This window comes from Arthrobacter sp. Y3221087 (assembly GCF_059089905.1).
In genome coordinates this window covers 296,612-311,776 of sequence record NZ_JBNHFE010000003.1, presented here as the reverse complement: position 1 = coordinate 311,776, position 15,165 = coordinate 296,612, and the positions used below count along the sequence as shown (strand labels likewise).

Annotated in this window: 15 protein-coding genes; 5 read left to right on the top strand and 10 right to left on the bottom strand. The window is 66.7% G+C overall.

Annotation, left to right across the window (positions count from 1 at the left end):
* Positions 1 to 2 precede the first annotated feature (2 nt).
* On the bottom strand, positions 3 to 458 hold the full coding sequence (locus AC5RUO_RS13290) for an Lrp/AsnC family transcriptional regulator (protein ID WP_494011546.1): 456 nt from the start codon (positions 456 to 458) through the stop codon (positions 3 to 5).
* 106 nt (positions 459 to 564) lie between these two features.
* On the opposite strand from AC5RUO_RS13290, the gene AC5RUO_RS13285 reads away from it, so the two are divergent.
* Entirely contained in the window at positions 565 to 1,221 is a 657-nt protein-coding gene (locus tag AC5RUO_RS13285) for a LysE family translocator (RefSeq protein WP_494011545.1), read from the top strand.
* On the opposite strand, the gene AC5RUO_RS13280 is transcribed toward AC5RUO_RS13285, so the two are convergent.
* The gene (locus AC5RUO_RS13280; protein ID WP_494011544.1) at positions 1,208 to 2,185 is read right to left on the bottom strand and encodes a hypothetical protein; all 978 of its coding nucleotides are present in this window, start codon (positions 2,183 to 2,185) and stop codon (positions 1,208 to 1,210) included. The two genes, AC5RUO_RS13285 and AC5RUO_RS13280, sit on opposite strands and share 14 nt — an antisense overlap.
* A 113-nt stretch (positions 2,186 to 2,298) precedes the next feature.
* On the opposite strand from AC5RUO_RS13280, the gene AC5RUO_RS13275 reads away from it, so the two are divergent.
* Complete coding sequence (locus AC5RUO_RS13275; RefSeq protein ID WP_494051876.1) at positions 2,299 to 2,505, top strand: hypothetical protein; 207 nt, start codon at positions 2,299 to 2,301, stop codon at positions 2,503 to 2,505.
* A 10-nt stretch (positions 2,506 to 2,515) separates the two neighbouring features.
* Here the strand turns inward: AC5RUO_RS13275 and AC5RUO_RS13270 are convergent, their stop codons facing one another.
* The 5 genes from AC5RUO_RS13270 to AC5RUO_RS13250 all read right to left on the bottom strand — a co-directional run bounded on the left by AC5RUO_RS13270 (position 2,516) and on the right by AC5RUO_RS13250 (position 7,052).
* Entirely contained in the window at positions 2,516 to 2,890 is a 375-nt protein-coding gene (locus tag AC5RUO_RS13270; RefSeq protein WP_494011542.1) for a nuclear transport factor 2 family protein, read from the bottom strand.
* Between the two features lie 40 nt (positions 2,891 to 2,930).
* Positions 2,931 to 3,434: a DUF456 domain-containing protein gene (locus AC5RUO_RS13265; protein WP_494103763.1), complete on the bottom strand. Its 504-nt coding sequence runs from the start codon at positions 3,432 to 3,434 to the stop codon at positions 2,931 to 2,933.
* 92 nt (positions 3,435 to 3,526) lie between these two features.
* Positions 3,527 to 4,726, bottom strand: a complete 1,200-nt coding sequence (locus AC5RUO_RS13260) for an NAD(P)-dependent malic enzyme (RefSeq protein ID WP_494051878.1) — start codon at positions 4,724 to 4,726, stop codon at positions 3,527 to 3,529.
* Positions 4,727 to 5,017: 291 nt separating this feature from the next.
* Positions 5,018 to 5,626 (bottom strand): TetR/AcrR family transcriptional regulator, encoded by a 609-nt coding sequence (locus tag AC5RUO_RS13255; RefSeq protein WP_494051879.1) that lies wholly within the window; start codon positions 5,624 to 5,626, stop codon positions 5,018 to 5,020.
* Positions 5,627 to 5,765: 139 nt separating this feature from the next.
* On the bottom strand, positions 5,766 to 7,052 hold the full coding sequence (locus AC5RUO_RS13250; protein ID WP_494103762.1) for an MFS transporter: 1,287 nt from the start codon (positions 7,050 to 7,052) through the stop codon (positions 5,766 to 5,768).
* A gap of 116 nt (positions 7,053 to 7,168) precedes the next feature.
* Here AC5RUO_RS13250 and rraA point away from each other — a divergent pair, with 116 nt between their 5' ends.
* From rraA to AC5RUO_RS13235, 3 genes are all read left to right on the top strand, one after another.
* Positions 7,169 to 7,666 (top strand): ribonuclease E activity regulator RraA, encoded by a 498-nt coding sequence (gene rraA / locus AC5RUO_RS13245; protein WP_494051881.1) that lies wholly within the window; start codon positions 7,169 to 7,171, stop codon positions 7,664 to 7,666.
* 96 nt (positions 7,667 to 7,762) lie between these two features.
* Positions 7,763 to 9,427 (top strand): MDR family MFS transporter, encoded by a 1,665-nt coding sequence (locus AC5RUO_RS13240; RefSeq protein WP_494103761.1) that lies wholly within the window; start codon positions 7,763 to 7,765, stop codon positions 9,425 to 9,427.
* A gap of 199 nt (positions 9,428 to 9,626) precedes the next feature.
* A complete protein-coding gene (locus AC5RUO_RS13235; RefSeq protein ID WP_494011535.1) occupies positions 9,627 to 11,066 on the top strand; it encodes a sugar porter family MFS transporter in 1,440 nt (479 codons plus the stop codon).
* Positions 11,067 to 11,121: 55 nt separating this feature from the next.
* Here AC5RUO_RS13235 and AC5RUO_RS13230 read toward each other — a convergent pair whose 3' ends face one another.
* The 3 genes from AC5RUO_RS13230 to AC5RUO_RS13220 form a co-directional block, all read right to left on the bottom strand.
* The gene (locus AC5RUO_RS13230; RefSeq protein ID WP_494051884.1) at positions 11,122 to 11,643 is read right to left on the bottom strand and encodes a GNAT family N-acetyltransferase; all 522 of its coding nucleotides are present in this window, start codon (positions 11,641 to 11,643) and stop codon (positions 11,122 to 11,124) included.
* A 208-nt stretch (positions 11,644 to 11,851) separates the two neighbouring features.
* On the bottom strand, positions 11,852 to 13,015 hold the full coding sequence (locus AC5RUO_RS13225) for a mannitol-1-phosphate 5-dehydrogenase (RefSeq protein WP_494011534.1): 1,164 nt from the start codon (positions 13,013 to 13,015) through the stop codon (positions 11,852 to 11,854).
* Entirely contained in the window at positions 13,015 to 15,075 is a 2,061-nt protein-coding gene (locus AC5RUO_RS13220; protein WP_494103760.1) for a PTS mannitol transporter subunit IICBA, read from the bottom strand. The genes AC5RUO_RS13225 and AC5RUO_RS13220 overlap by 1 nt, the downstream gene beginning before the upstream one ends.
* Between the last annotated feature and the right edge of the window lie 90 nt (positions 15,076 to 15,165).

Here is a 15,165-nt window from a genome sequence, read left to right as displayed (position 1 = left end):
CGCTATACCGGCGGGCCGGCGTTCGACTTCAGGTTCTTCATCACCAGCGTTGAGGTGAGGCGTTCGACCCCGGGCAGGGACGTCAGTTCGGCATCGTAGAAGCGCTGGTACGAGGGCAGGTCCTCGGCAATGACCTTCAGCAGGTAATCCGGGGAGCCGAACAGCCGCTGCGCCTCCACAATGTTGGGATGGTCCGCCACCCGGTTCTCGAAAATCTCCATGGTGGGCCTGTCCACCTGCCGGAGCGTCACGAACACGATCGCCTCAAACCCCAAGCCCACCGCGGCGGGGTCGATGTCCGCCTTGTACCCCCGGATGATGCCTGACTTCTCCAGGTCGCGCAGCCGCCGGTGGCAGGGTGCCACCGTCAGGCCCACCTTGGCGGCGAGCGCGGTGGCAGTCATCCTGCCGTCCTCTTTGAGGTGGCGCAAAATATTCCTGTCCACAGCGTCAATCACGCAAGAATCATACTCCAAGGGCCGGGTGGCGGGCGAAAAGAAGAAAGCACTTACGGGCTGAAAATCCCTATCGTTTCTCCTGAGAGAACCGACAGGAGAAAATCCCATGAATCCGGAGCTGTTCCTGGCCTTCATCCTGGTAGCTGCCGCCCTCGCCTGCACCCCCGGAGTGGACTGGGCCTACACCATCACCGCGGGCCTGCGGCAGCGCAGCTTCGTTCCGGCGGTGGCCGGGCTCTGCGGCGGGTACGTCCTCCACACCGTCCTGCTGGTGGCGGGACTGGCGGCCCTGCTGGCCGGGATGCCGGGGGTCCTGGGATGGATCACCCTGGCTGGCGCCGCCTACCTCATGTGGCTGGGCATCAGCACCCTGCGCTCGTGGCGCGGCGCCTCCTTCAGTGCGGCAGACGCCGTCGTCCGTCCTGCCGGAAGCCAGCTCCGCACCTTCCTTCAGGGCATGGGCACCAGCGGAATCAACCCGAAGGGGCTCCTCTTCTATGTTGCCCTGATCCCCCAGTTCGTCAGCGCCGAGGCCTCCTTGCCGGTGCCGGTGCAGTCCGGACTGCTGGGCATGACCTTCGTGGCGCTGGCCGGCCTCGTGTACACCGCCGTCGCACTGCTTTCCCGGACGCTGCTGCAGAGCCGGCCCGGGGCAGCCCGTGCCGTGACCCTGGCAAGTGGGGTCATCATGGTGCTGCTGGCTGTGGTCCTGCTGGGCGAACAGCTGGTGCCGCTGCTCGCCGCCGCATCTAGTCCCCGCTGAGCTTCTTCCAGTCCTGTTCCCAGATCCTGCGCATCTCCTCGTCCTTGCGGATGGGAATGGGTGCGGCGATCTCGCGCTGCGGCTCGGGATCCGGCCGGCGCCTGCCCCAGTCGCGCGGGTTCAGCGACCGGCGGCTGGACTCCAGGACCAGCAGTGCCCGGTCCGTCAGGGCATCGTTGCGCAGCACCATGTGCGTCTTGCGCCGGCGCAGGACCTCGCCGATGGCCTCATGCGCGGCCCCATAACGGCCCTCCCGGCGCAGGGCGCGCGCCCGCACGAGGAGCAGCGCCGCGGAGAGGTCATCCGCGTTCAGCAGTCCTTCCGTCCAGTCGATCACGGTCCGGCTGCGTCCCAGCGTCAGCGCCAGCGAGCAGCGCGCCAGGGCCATGGGGAGCGACGGCGGCAGGCCGGTCAGTGCGTCCAGCGCCGCTTCCGTCCGGCCGGTTTCGCGCAGCGAGTGGGACAAGGCCAGGAACACGGATTCCTCGCTGAAGAGGACGGGTATCTCCACGCGCTCCGCAAGTTCGATCTGGGTAACAATCCTGGTGAGGTACGTGGACGAGTAGCGGTTCGCCTCCTCGTCGTTGCGGATGGTGAGCCCGCGGTGCAGCAACTCGGAGGCGCGCAGGTAGCCGCCGTGCTTGTAGGCCAGCAGCCCGGCCATCAGGTAGCACAGGCCGGCCCAGCCGGGATAGGCGCGCGCCAGCGTGATCAGCCGCTCAGGCTCCCGGCTGGCGAAGACGGCCTCGTGGACGGCCTTGGCGGGCTTGGGCAGGAGGAGCTTCAGGCGGGGGACGTCGCCGTCGATGGACAGCAGGGCGGGGTTCCTGCCTCCCAGCACGCCGCTGAGCAGGCCTCCCACTCCCCCGGCCAGATCGTGGACGGGCGTGCGGAGCTGCGGGTGCCCGAAGGGGGTGAGGTCCCGGCTGTCCCAGTAGATCGGTGCAGTGTCCCCGGCGGTCATCTTTCCATGCTAACCGGGACGAAGCGGCGGATTGGCCCCTTGTCCCGCTTCCTGATATGGGGAAAGGTAATAAGCATCCTTAGCAGTTGTGGACACCAGTAAAGGAGAATGCCATGCAGATCGACAAGTCCCAGATCCTTGAGTTCCTGCGGTCCCAGGGAGACCACGAAAAGGCAGACCGGGCGGACACGGAACTTCCGGACCAGGTGGATACGGACCAGCACTCGGACCTGCTGGCGAAGCTTGGCATCAACCCGGCTGACCTGCTGGGCAAGCTTCCGGGCGGGCTGGGGGACAAGCTCGGCGGCCTGGGACTGTAGCGGGCGCCGGTCAGGCCCGTTCCATGAACCACTCGGTGAATGAGCTGGCACGGCCGGTGCCGTCAAACCGGATCACCCACAGGTTGTCATAGGTGGGCCGGCCGCCCGAATAGGTGGTGAGCCCCTGGACGAAGGCGGTATTGCCGTCGGTTCCCAGCAGTTCCCAGCTGAACGTCCAGTCCCCCGGCTCGTCCCGGGCGGCCAGCCAGCGGTCCACGATGTCGTCCCGGCCCACCCAGGGGTCCGGGTCCGCGGGCCGGGTCTCGTACCGGGCGTCGGGTGTGAACAGCGCGCGGATGTCTTCGGGCAGGTTGCTGCTCCAGGCCGCCTGGTACTTTTCCACCCACGCCTGGACCTGTTCCAGAGCTGAACTTGGCTCGATCATGCCTCCGTTTTACGCGGCAGAAATCCCGGCTGCAAGCTGTTCAGCCGCCGGCCGCTGCAATCCACACCCCGATGACCCAGGTGCTGGCCGCGAGGGACGCAAGCCCGAACTCGGCCAGCATGCCCAGCCCGGTGGCTTTGAGGGCGGCCCAGCTGGACGTGGCCGCCCGGCCGATGTTGCGGGTGCGGAGGAACTCGCTGATCAGCAGGCCCGCCGCGAAACCGACGAAAAGTCCCACCACAGGGACGATGAACATGCCCACCACCCCGGCCACCAGCGCGGCCCCGATGCTGCGGCTCGGGATGGCATGCTCCTTCAGCTTCCGTCCGGTGAGGACGGCGCTGGCGCCCATGCCGGCGGCAACGAACAGAATGGCAACCGCAAAGACCACCCAGCCCGCCATCCCCGCGCCGCCCCAGATGGCCCAGGCCAGGAGGCCCGCTCCGATCAGGATGCTGCCTGGAAGCACCGGGATAATGGTGCCGGCCACACCCACCAGGATGGCCAGGCCGCACAGGATGGTCACCACGGTCTCGGAGCTCATGCACCCCAGTTTATGGCCGCTGCCCTTAACCCCCGACGGCGGTGCCTCCTGTCGCAAGGAGGCACCGCCGTCGTTACTTCACAAGGGAGGAATTACCCTGCTGCCGCAGCGGCAGCAACGGCCGCGGTGACGGCGGGGGCAACCCGCGGATCCAGCGGGCTGGGGACAATGTAGTCCGCGGACAGGTCCTCGGCGGCAAGTTCGGCGATGGCCCGCGCTGCCGCCAGCTTCATGGCGGGGGTGATGCGGCGGGCGCCGGCATCCAGGGCACCCCGGAAGATGCCGGGGAAGGCCAGGACGTTGTTGATCTGGTTCGGGAAATCACTGCGCCCGGTGGCCACCACGGCGGCGTACTTCACGGCCACCTCCGGCAGCACCTCGGGATCCGGGTTGGAAAGGGCGAACACGATGGAGTCCTGGTTCATGAGCGCGAGGTGGTCCTCGTCCAGCTTCGAGGAAGAGACACCGATGAACACGTCGGCGCCGGCGAGTGCCTCAGCCGGGCCGCCGGAGACGCCGCGCGGGTTGCTGCGGCCGGCGATATCGGCCTTCTTGCTGGTGGTGTCCGCGGCCAGCTCCGCGCGCTGGCTGTTGATGACGCCGCGGGAGTCCAGCAGGACGACATCGCTGATGCCGGCGGCCAGCAGGATCTCGGCGACGGCGATGCCGGCGGCACCTGCACCGGATACGACCACCTTGAGGCTTTCCAGGCTGCGGCCGGTGACCTTGGCGGCGTTGGTCAGCGCGGCGAGGGCCACCACGGCGGTGCCGTGCTGGTCGTCGTGCATGACGGGGCAGTCCAGTGCTTCGATGAGCTTTTCCTCGAGTTCGAAGCAGCGCGGGGCGGCGATGTCCTCAAGGTTGACGGCGCCGAAACTGGGGCGGAGCCGGACCAGGGTTTCCACGATTTCGTCAACATCGCTGGTGTTGAGGACCAGGGGGATGGAGTCCAGGTCGCCGAAGGTCTTGAACAGTGCGGACTTGCCCTCCATGACGGGCAGGGAGGCACTGGGGCCGATGTTGCCCAGGCCCAGGACAGCGGTGCCGTCGCTCACCACGACCACCAGGCGCTCGGCCCAGGTCAGGGTGCGGGCGAGTTCCGGCTGCTTGTGGATGGCACGGCTTACTTCGGCCACGCCGGGCGTGTAGGCGATGGACAGGTCCCGCTTGTTGGACAGCGGCGCCGTGGTGCCGATGGTCAGCTTGCCGCCCTGGTGGGCGCTGAAGATCTCATCCTCGGTCAACGGGGTGGCAGCGGAATCGTCAATGGCTGTGATTGCGTCAATGGACACGTCGTTGTCTCCTGGTGCTCGCCGTGCGCACACGGCACATGGAAGCCCGGCGCCCGGGCGGGCGCAGGCAAAGGGAATGGTGCGACAGGAAACCCAGGGGTGGCGGGTCCGCGGGAGCGTGGGGATGTTTTGTTCCTCCCTGTTGCTCCGGTGACCCCATGGTAGGCAGCGGTTTTCCGGGTTCCGCGACGATTTGACACGGCCAACGCGTGCCAAAACGCTTGATCGGGAAAAGTTGTGACTCACGTCACGAGATAAAGGCGTACTTATTGGCTGATTGGTCTAGGCCGGTTACGCGCTTTGGGACAGTGTGAACCCGGCTTCGGCCCCCGGAGAGAGGCGGGCGCAGGCCTTTTTGAGGTCCTCTTCGGCTTCGAAGAGGGAAAGGCGCCGGTTCCGGACGGACTGGACCAGACCAGTGACAGTCAGGAGCAGGACGCGCGCAGCAACAGCGTCCGTGGCCGCAGCGCCCACCACCTTCTCGCCCAGCACGTCGATTTCCCGCAGCAGCGCGGTGGTGTCGCGGTCCGGATCGTAGATACCGCGGCTCAGGCACTGTTCCACGGCTGGCTGCATGACCCGCATATGGAAGATTTCCATTACCAGTCCGGGCAGGGCGCGGCCGCGGAACCGGGCAGACCCACTTCGGGTGCCGGCCTGTAATTCATCCAGCTGGTGCCGGTACAACGCCAGCATCAGGTGGGTGGGGGACGGAAAATACCGGTACAGCGTGCCCAGCGGCACATCAGCCTTGGCTGCCACCTCCGCGAGTTCCACCGACTCCAAGCCCTTGCGGGCAAACGCGGCCGCGGACTCCAAAATGCGGGTATAGCGGAGCCGTTGGCGAGGAGCGGAGGGCCTGGCGGCCATGGGCGGATGGTCTGAAATGGTTTCGGGCATCAGCATTCCGGGGTTGTGATCCTGTAGTGCAGCAGCCGGGAGCGTCCCCATCCCGAGTCCGCCTGCAGTCAGGGATCAACTATACGACACGGTTGTATGACGTATTTGTCAGTGGCCTTACTACCCGGTCTTCCGCCGGTTAGGCCACGCTCTTGATCTTGACCACGAAGACGGCCCCCAGAAGGCCGATGATGGCTGCCATGACGAAGAGTGTTGAGTAGCCGCCCCACCGGGTGACGGCCAGGAGTGCCAGGGTGGGCGCCACCACCTGGGGCAGCGAGTTGGCAACGTTGATCACGCCCATGTCCTTGCCGCGGTCCAGGGCCTGCGGCAGAACCTGGGTCAGCAGCGCGAAGTCCACGGCCAGGTACGCGCCGAAGCCGACGCCGAGGACGGCTGCGCCGGCCAGTGCGCCCGGCCAGACCGGAAAGAACGCCATGATGAGGCCCGCCATGGCAATGATGGCGGAGGATCCGATAACGAATGGCTTCCGCCTGCCGACCCTGTCGCTCCAGGGACCGGCTACTACGGCGGTGACCATCACCATGACCGCGTAGATTCCCGTCAGGACCAGCACACCGGTGGCCGGGTCCTCGTGGCCGATGATGTCCCGCAGGAAGAAGAGCAGGTAGACGATGGTCAGCTGGTTGCCGACATTGACCAGGAATCGGGTCAGCCACGCCCAGGCGAAATCCGGATACAGCCGGGGGCTGATCCAGAATCCCACAAGGAACTCCTTGATCCGGAACCGACGCAGCACCCCCTTGTGCAGGACGGGATCGTTCCGGTGGAAGAGGTACGGCAGCACGGACAGCAGCAGGGCGGCGGCGCACAGCCAGTAACCCACCATGAAGTTTCCGGAGACGACGGCGCCGAAGACCGCTCCGGTGAGGATGCCGAGGGTCTGGCCCATGGCCGCAAGTCCGCCCACTCCGCCCCGCTGGAGTACCGGGACGCGGTCCGGAACTGCCGCGGTGATGGCCGCGTAGGCGGCGTTGGCGCCCAGCTGGACCAGGCACCAGAAGAGCACCATGAGGGCAACAGTTGGGGACACGGACATGGCCAGCAGCGCGGCGGCTGCCAGCACTGCGCCCGCCAGCACCCAGGGGGCGCGGCGGCCAAAGCGGGAGGTAGTGCGGTCCGAGAGTGCGCCGAAGAGCGGATTCGCCACCAGGGACACCGCTGCACCGCAGGCCGTGACCAGCGACAGGATGGCTTCCTTGCTGGGCGCATCGATACTGATGGCCTGCTGCCCGATGAAGACGTTGATGGGGCCGAAGAATGCTGCGTTGATGCCGACGTTGACCAGCACCAGCCCGGTGACCCACCGGGCTGTGACCCTCTGCGTGGGCTCGGCGAGCGCCGCCGCCGGACCGTCAGGCCCGGCACCGCGTTCCAGTGGCGCGGGTATATCGGACCTGTTCATGACTTGTTCCCCCGGGACGGACGGCTGACGACGGAATCAGACTATCGTGGGCAGCAACAGCGCCGCGTGCCGCCCCGGCGGCAGCCCGCAACCCCGCCACAAGACCAGGAGAACCGATGGCTCCAGCAGCAGAAGAACACTCAGTTTCCACCGTCAACACCGCGGACCTGTACGACGAGCGCGGCGACGAGCTGGCGTCCGTGGCACTGCAGTTCCAGTCCTTGGGCGGACGCTCCCACTTCAGCGGGCGCATCCGGACCATCCGCTGCTTCCAGGACAACGCCCTGGTCAAGTCCACCTTAGCCACGCCGGGCGACGGCAATGTGCTGGTAGTGGACGGCGGCGGTTCTTTGGGCACGGCCTTGATGGGGGACATGATCGCCGAAAGCGCCGTGGCGAACGGCTGGGCCGGCGTCGTGATTCACGGGGCCATCAGGGACCGTGAGGCCATCGCACAACTTGAGCTCGGGGTGAAGGCGCTGGGCAGCAACCCGAGGAAGAGCGCCAAAGCCGGCGCGGGCGAGGTGGACGTGGACGTAGTGGTGGACGGCGTGACTTTCCGGCCCGGCGCCATGGTGTGGTGCGATCCGGACGGCATCCTCGTGGAGCGTTAGCAAAAGAATCTCCAGCATGGGGAATAACCGGCGGGCGTACGATAGTTACTGAAAGCAACTATCCCTGCCGGCCATTTCCCCACCCTTGGAGTTTCCATGCCCGAAGCCCCCGCGGCGCGACCTGCCGGAGAAGCGCTGACGCAGCGCCAGATCGTGACCGTGATGGTGGGACTGATGCTGGGCATGTTCCTCGCCTCGCTGGACCAGACCATCGTGTCCACCAGCATCTACACTATCGCCAATGACCTGGACGGCCTGTCGCTGCAGGCTTGGGCAACCACTGCCTACCTCATCACGTCCACGGTCAGCACGCCGCTGTACGGCAAGCTGAGTGACATCTTTGGCCGGCGGCCCCTCTACCTCATTGCCATCGCCATCTTCCTAGTTGGCTCGCTGTACGCCGGCTCGGTCAACTCCATGACCGAGCTGGCCTTCGCCCGCGGCGTCCAGGGCCTGGGTGCGGGCGGCCTGCTGGCGCTGGCGCTGGCGCTGACCATCATCGGCGACATCGTCTCGCTCAAGGACCGGGCCAAGTACCAGGGCTACTTCATGAGCGTGTTCGGCATCTCGTCGGTGCTCGGTCCGGTGGTGGGCGGCGCGTTCGCCGGTTCCTCGAACATCCTGGGCTTTGACGGCTGGCGCTGGGTGTTCTTCATCAACCTGCCCATCGGCCTGGCGGCACTGGCCGTGGTGTTCCTGTTCCTGCACCTGCCGGCAAAGCACGTCAAGCAGAAGATCGACTACTGGGGCGCCGCCGCCATCACCCTGGCGATTGTGCCGCTGCTGCTCGTGGCCGAACAGGGCCGCAGCTGGGGCTGGACGTCCCTGAACTCGTTCCTCTGCTACGGACTCGGCGTGGCGGGCATCGCCTGGTTCCTGCTGGCCGAAAAGCGGGCCGGCGACTCCGCCCTGATCCCGCTGCGGCTTTTCCGGAACACCACCTTCGGGCTGTCCTCGCTGCTCAACTTCATCATCGGCATCGGCATGTTCGGTGCCATCGCCATGCTGCCGCTGTACCTGCAACTGGTGAAGGGGCTGACGCCCACCGAGGCCGGCCTCATGATGATCACCTTCACCGTGGGCATCCTGACCGGGGCCATCACGGCCGGGCGGACCATTTCGGCGTCGGGAACCTACCGGATCTTCCCTGTCATGGGCACCGGCATCCTCACCGCGGCGGCCGTGGTGATGGGCTTCTCGCTAGGCGTGGACACCGCCCTGTGGGTTCCGGGCGTCATCGCCGTCTTCTTCGGCGTGGGGCTGGGTTTCTGCATGCAGCCGCTCACGCTGGCCATGCAGACCTCGGTTCCGCCGCGGGACATGGGCGTGGGCACCTCCTCCGCGGCCTTCTTCCGGTCCATGGGCGGCGCGGTGGGAACGGCCGTGTTCATCTCCCTCCTGTTCAGCCTGGCTGCCCGCCGGATCGCTGACAGCATGAAGTCAGCGATGGCCGATCCCGCTTACCTGGCCGTGCTGCAGGACCCGGCCGTCGCCGCGGACCCGGCCAACGCCAAGCTCTACGAGTTCTTTCGTGACGGCGCCTCCAACGAGTCCCTGAACGACACCAGCTGGCTGCACACCGCGAACAGCGTGCTGACCCGGCCCATCACCGAGGGCTTTGCCTACTCCATCGATGTGGTGATGTTCACCGCCGCGGCCCTCACCGGCATCGCGTTCCTGATCAGTTTCGCGCTCCCCAACAAGAAGCTCACCGACCAGAGGGCGGCCTCTCCGGAGGCGGCAGCCGCGGCAGCGCACTAACTGCCCCCGGCAGAAGGAGGACGACGACGGCGGCGCGGCCCGCCGTCGTCGTCCCCTATTAAGGGGCGCAGGCTGCCAAGTGGAACCTAGGGCGGTGACGTGCCACACTGTTTAGCGCGTGTGCGCCGGCCCTTCTTGCCGGTACCGCAGCCGACGACGTCCGCACCGCATTCCACCAAACCCAAACCCAGGGAGAACCATGCCCACTGCCCAGGAGCAGACCACCGCCCGGATACCGCAGCGGGTGATCTGGCTGGCGCTTGCAGGGGCGGTGGGCGGATTCCTTTTCGGCTTCGACTCGTCCGTAGTGAACGGTGCCGTCGACGCCATGAAAGACGAATTCGCGCTGTCCGAGGCGGTGACCGGGTTTGCTGTCGCCATTGCCCTGCTGGGCTGTGCCGCCGGCGCCTACCTCGCCGGCAAGGTGGCAGACCGGTACGGCCGCATCCCCGCCATGAAGCTCGGCGCCCTGCTCTTCCTGGTCAGCGCCCTCGGCACCGGATTCGCGTTCAGTATCTGGGACCTGATCTTCTGGCGCCTGGTGGGCGGACTGGGCATCGGCCTGGCCTCCGTGATCGCGCCGGCCTACATTTCCGAGATCTCGCCGCGCAAGATCCGCGGCCGGCTCGCGTCACTTCAGCAGCTGGCCATCACCACCGGCATCTTCGCCGCCCTGCTCTCCGATGCCTTGTTCGCGACCAGCGCCGGCGGCGCGGACCAGGCGTTCTGGCTGGGCATCGAGGCCTGGCGCTGGATGTTCCTGGCCGCGGCCCTGCCGGCCGTGGTCTACGGCTGGGTTGCCTACACGCTCCCGGAGTCCCCGCGTTTCCTGGTGTTCCTGGGCAAGGAGGACGAGGCCCGCAAGGTCTTTGACGCGATCGCTCCCGCAGAGGACACCGACCGGCACATCCGCGACATCCGGGAAGCCATCGAGGAAGACAAGCTGGCCGGCCAGAAGGGCTCGCTCCGCGGCAAGGCGTTCGGGCTGCAGGCGGTGGTCTGGGTGGGTATCATCCTCTCCGTCCTGCAGCAATTCGTGGGCATCAACGTGATCTTCTACTACTCCACCACTCTCTGGAAGGCCGTAGGCTTCCAGGAGAAGGACTCGCTGGCCATCTCCGTGGCGACGTCCGTCACCAACATCCTGGTCACCCTGGTGGCCATTGCGCTGGTGGACCGAATCGGCCGCCGGCCCATCCTTCTGGCCGGTTCCGTGGGCATGGCCGTGTCCCTGGGCGCCATGGCTCTGGCCTTCGCCTCCGCTGTTGGCACGGGTTCCGAACTGACCCTTCCGGGCGCCTGGGGCCCGGTTGCCCTGGTGGCCGCGAACGTGTTCGTAATCAGCTTCGGCGCCTCCTGGGGCCCGCTGGTATGGGTGCTCCTGGGCGAAATCTTCCCCTCCCGGATCCGTGCCCGCGCCCTGGGCCTGGCCGCGGCAGCCCAGTGGGTGGCCAACTTCGCCATCACCCTCAGCTTCCCCGTGATGGCTGCCGGTTCCCTGCCGCTGACGTACGCCATGTACGCGCTGTTCGCGGCGGCGTCGTTCTTCTTCGTGATGTTCAAGGTGCCGGAAACCAACGGGATGTCCCTGGAGCAGGCCGAGACGCTGTTCGTGCCCAAGGGCTCCGTGAAGGCCTAGACGCCCGCTCACTTCCGGCGGTTCTGGAGCCAACGCCCGCTCACTTCCCGCGGCATTACAGCGCCAGCTTCATGCCTTCGTGGCTTGCCTCGAATCCCAGGCGCTCATAGAAACGGTGTGCGTCGGTCCGGGACTTGTGGGTGGTCAGCTGCACCAGCGCGCAATCCCGCCGCCGGGACTCGTCAATGGCCCAGCGCACCATGAGCTCTCCGATGCCCCGACCGCGCCAGCCGCCACCCACCCGGACGCCTTCGATCTGCGAGCGCCAGGCACCCTGCCGGGATATGCCCGGGAGGAAGCTCAGCTGGAACGTGGCAATGACCGGACCGGCAGCTTCGCCGCGCGGCACCACTTCGCCCACCACCAGCAGGTGGGCCGGATCGCCGTCGATCGCTTCGAAGGCCCGCTCGTAGGGAGCCATATCCCCACCGGTTTCACGGCCCGCGCCCAGTGCGTCGTCAGCCAGCAGGCATACGACGGCGGGAAGGTCGGCACGCGTGGCGCGGCGGAGGCGGAAGGTGCCGCCGTCGACGTCGGCGGTCAGCAAAGGAGGCAGGGCATCAGGGGCGGAAGTCACCGGACCAGCCTTGCACAGGAGTGAGCGGGCGTCCGGCTCATACCCGCCAGAAGTGAGCGGGCGTCCGGCTTCTACCCGCCGAAGCTGAGAGAGGGTCGCTGTTTAGGCTGATAGGTGGTGGAATCACAACGCACGGCGCCGGCACTTGCGGAAGTGCCGGCGTCGTGCGTTGAGCAATACGTCGGGTGCTGCGGAAGCAGGAGCGGGGTCAGGCGGGCGTGCGCGCCACCTCCGCCTGCCGTTCCTCCACCAGGGTGGCGACGGCGCTGAACAGCGGGTGCCCCGGCTCCAGCCCGGTGATTTTCGCTGTGGCGTCCGCGGGGCTGTTGGCAGCCAGGATGCCGGCCAGTTCCGTTGCCTCGGTGTCTGCCGGATCGTTGAAGCGCAGGGCAGCGGCGATGGCACCGAGCAGGGCCTCCGGAACCATACCGCGCTCCGCCAGTTCAGCGGCCGGGCCGATGAACCGCTCATGCCGGCCGAGCTTACGCAGCGGCGCACGGCCCACCCGGTTGACGGTGTCCGGCAGGTGCGGGTTGGAGAACCTGGCCAGGATCTTCTGGACGTAGGCCTCCTGCTCGTCGTTGCTGAAGCCATGCTTGGCCACCAGCAGCTGCTTGGTCTCCTCCAGCACCGCACGTACATCCTCTGCCACGTCCTGGTCGGCCATCGCATCGGAGATCTTTTCGATGCCTGCCTCGAACCCGAAATAGGCTGCTGAGGCGTGGCCCGTGTTCACCGTGAACAGCTTCCGCTCGATGTAGGGCGAGAGTTCGTCCACGAAGGTTGCCCCCGGGATGGACGGGGCGGCACCGGCGAAAGGCGTCCTGTCGATGACCCACTCGTAGAAGGTCTCCACTGTGACATCAAGGCCCTTGCCGGCTTCCTGGTTGGGAACGATCCGGTCCACCGCTGTGTTCGCGAACACCGCACGCCCTTCCAGTGCCCCGTTGGCAGCCTCCGGACGGGAGGCCACCTCCCGGGCCAGGATGTCCGAGGCATTGATGGCGTTCTCGCAGGCCATGACCTGCAGCGGCGCCATCCCGTCTTCGCGTGCGGCGATGCCCCTGGCGAGGACCGGCGCCACGAACTTCAGGATGTGCGGGCCCACGGCCGTGGTGACGATATCGGCCGTGGAGATCTGCGCGACGAGTTCCGCTTCCTGCGTATTCGAGTTCAGTGCGCGGAAGTTGTCCACGGTCCGGACGGCGGGGTACTCCCCCACTTCGTGGACCCGGTAGCTATCCGCCTCCGCGAGCTGCGCGATGAGGGCATCAGCCACGTCCGCGAAGACCACCTCGTACCCTGCGTCATGCAGGAGCAGTCCAACAAAGCCGCGGCCGATGTTCCCGGCACCGAAATGTACAGCCTTCACTATGCGTTGACCTTTCCGAAGAGCTCCAGGACTTCGTCCACGGATCGGGCGGCTTCCAGTCGGGCCACCTGTTCCTTGTTGGTGAAGACCTTCGCGATGGAGGACAGGATGTGGAGGTGTTCGTTGTTGACGCCTGCGACGCCCACCACGAACTTCACCTGCTTGCCGTTCCAATCGATGCCCTCGGGGTAGCGGACCACGGACACCGCGGATTTGCGGATGTGGTCCTTCGCGGCGTTTGTGCCGTGCGGGATGGCCAGGAAGCTGCCCATGTAGGTGGAGACGGACGCCTCGCGCTCATGCATGGCCGCGATGTAGCCCTCATCAACGGCGCCGCGGGCCAGCAGCAGCCGGCCGGCTTCGTCGATGGCGGCGTCCCGCGTGGTGGCCGAGCCGTCCAGCACCACGCTTTCACGGGCCAGGATCTCGCCGGCGCCGGCCGCGGCTCCGGTGGTTGCCCCGGCAGCGGTTCCGGCCGCGCCAGCGTCGGCGGGAGCGCCGGCGGCGTGCGCGCCGCCGGGGCTTCCGGCAGCGGGCTCGGTGCCCGGCACGGTGCTGCCTTCGGTGTTGCTTTCACGGACCAGCTCAACGATCTCGTCGTAGCGCGGGCTGCTCATGAAGTTGTCCACGGAGTAATGGACGGCGCTGGACGTGGCCGGCTTGGCGCGTTCGGTGAGGTCCTGGTGCGTGATCACCACGTCGTACGTGTCGCTGAGGTTGGCGATGGAGGCGTTGGTGACCTTGACGTCCGGGAAACCGGCAGCCTTGATCTTGTTCCGGAGCACCGAGGCGCCCATGGCACTTGAGCCCATGCCGGCGTCGCACGCGAACACGATGTTCCGCACCGGTCCGGCCAGGACGCCGACGCCGCCGCCTGCGGCAGCACCTGCGCCGGCACCCGCCAGGGTGGAGGCAACGGAGCTCTTCTTGCCCTTCATTTGCTCCATCCGGGAGGTGGCGTCATTGAGGTCGACCTCGTCGCTGTGCTTGGTGGTCTTCATGATCACCGAGGCCACCAGGAAGGACACCGTTGCCGCCAGCAGGACCGCAAGGATCACGCCCAGGTAGCTGTCGCGGGAGGTCTGGGCGAGCACCGCGAAAATGGAGCCCGGGGCTGCCGGGGCAACCAGGCCGGAACCGGTGATGGCCAGGGTGGCGATACCTGTCATACCGCCTGCGATGGCAGCCAGGATGAGGAGCGGGCGCATCAGCACGTACGGGAAGTAGATCTCGTGGATGCCGCCGAGGAAGTGGATGATGGCTGCGCCAGGAGCGGACGCCTTGGCGGCGCCGCGGCCGAAGAACATGTAGGCCAGCAGGATGCCCAGGCCCGGACCGGGGTTTGCCTCCAGGAGGAACAGGATGGACTTGCCCTGTTCCAGGGACTGCTGGACACCGAGGGGGGTCAGGACGCCGTGGTTGATGGCGTTGTTCAGGAAGAGGACCTTGGCCGGCTCAATGAAGATGCTGGTCAGGGGCAGCAGGCCGTTGTCCACCAGGAACTGCACTACGTTCCCGGCTCCGGTGCTGAAGGCCTGGACCACCGGAGCGATCGCGTAGAAGCCCAGCATGGCCAGGAGGGCACCCCAGATGCCTGCCGAGAAGTTGTTCACCAGCATCTCAAAGCCGGGGCGGATCTTGCCGTCCCAGATCGAGTCGATCTTCTTCATGGTCCAGCCGCCCAGGGGGCCCATGATCATGGCGCCGATGAACATCGGGATGCCGGCGCCGACGATCACGCCCATGGTGCCGATGGCCCCCACCACGCCGCCGCGGACGTCATAGACCATCTTGCCGCCGGTGTAGCCGATCAGCAGGGGCAGCAGGTAGGTGATCATTGGTCCCACGAGCCCGGTGTTGGGCTCGCCTTCGGCGTTGGTGCCGAAGCCGCCCAGTTCGGGAACCGGCAGCCAGCCCTTCTCGATGAAGAGCGCCGTGATGAGGCCCCAGGCGATGAAGGCACCGATGTTGGGCATGATCATTCCGGAGAGGAACGTTCCGAACTTCTGGACGCCAACCCGCAAGCTGGTGCGGGGTTTCGCAACTGTTTCTGTTGCCATGTGATTTCCTAACCGTCTGTCCTGCGGCTGTGCAGGATGGTCCGATGGTGACGAGCGACGTATTGCTGTCTAGCGGGGTAATGCGCAGGA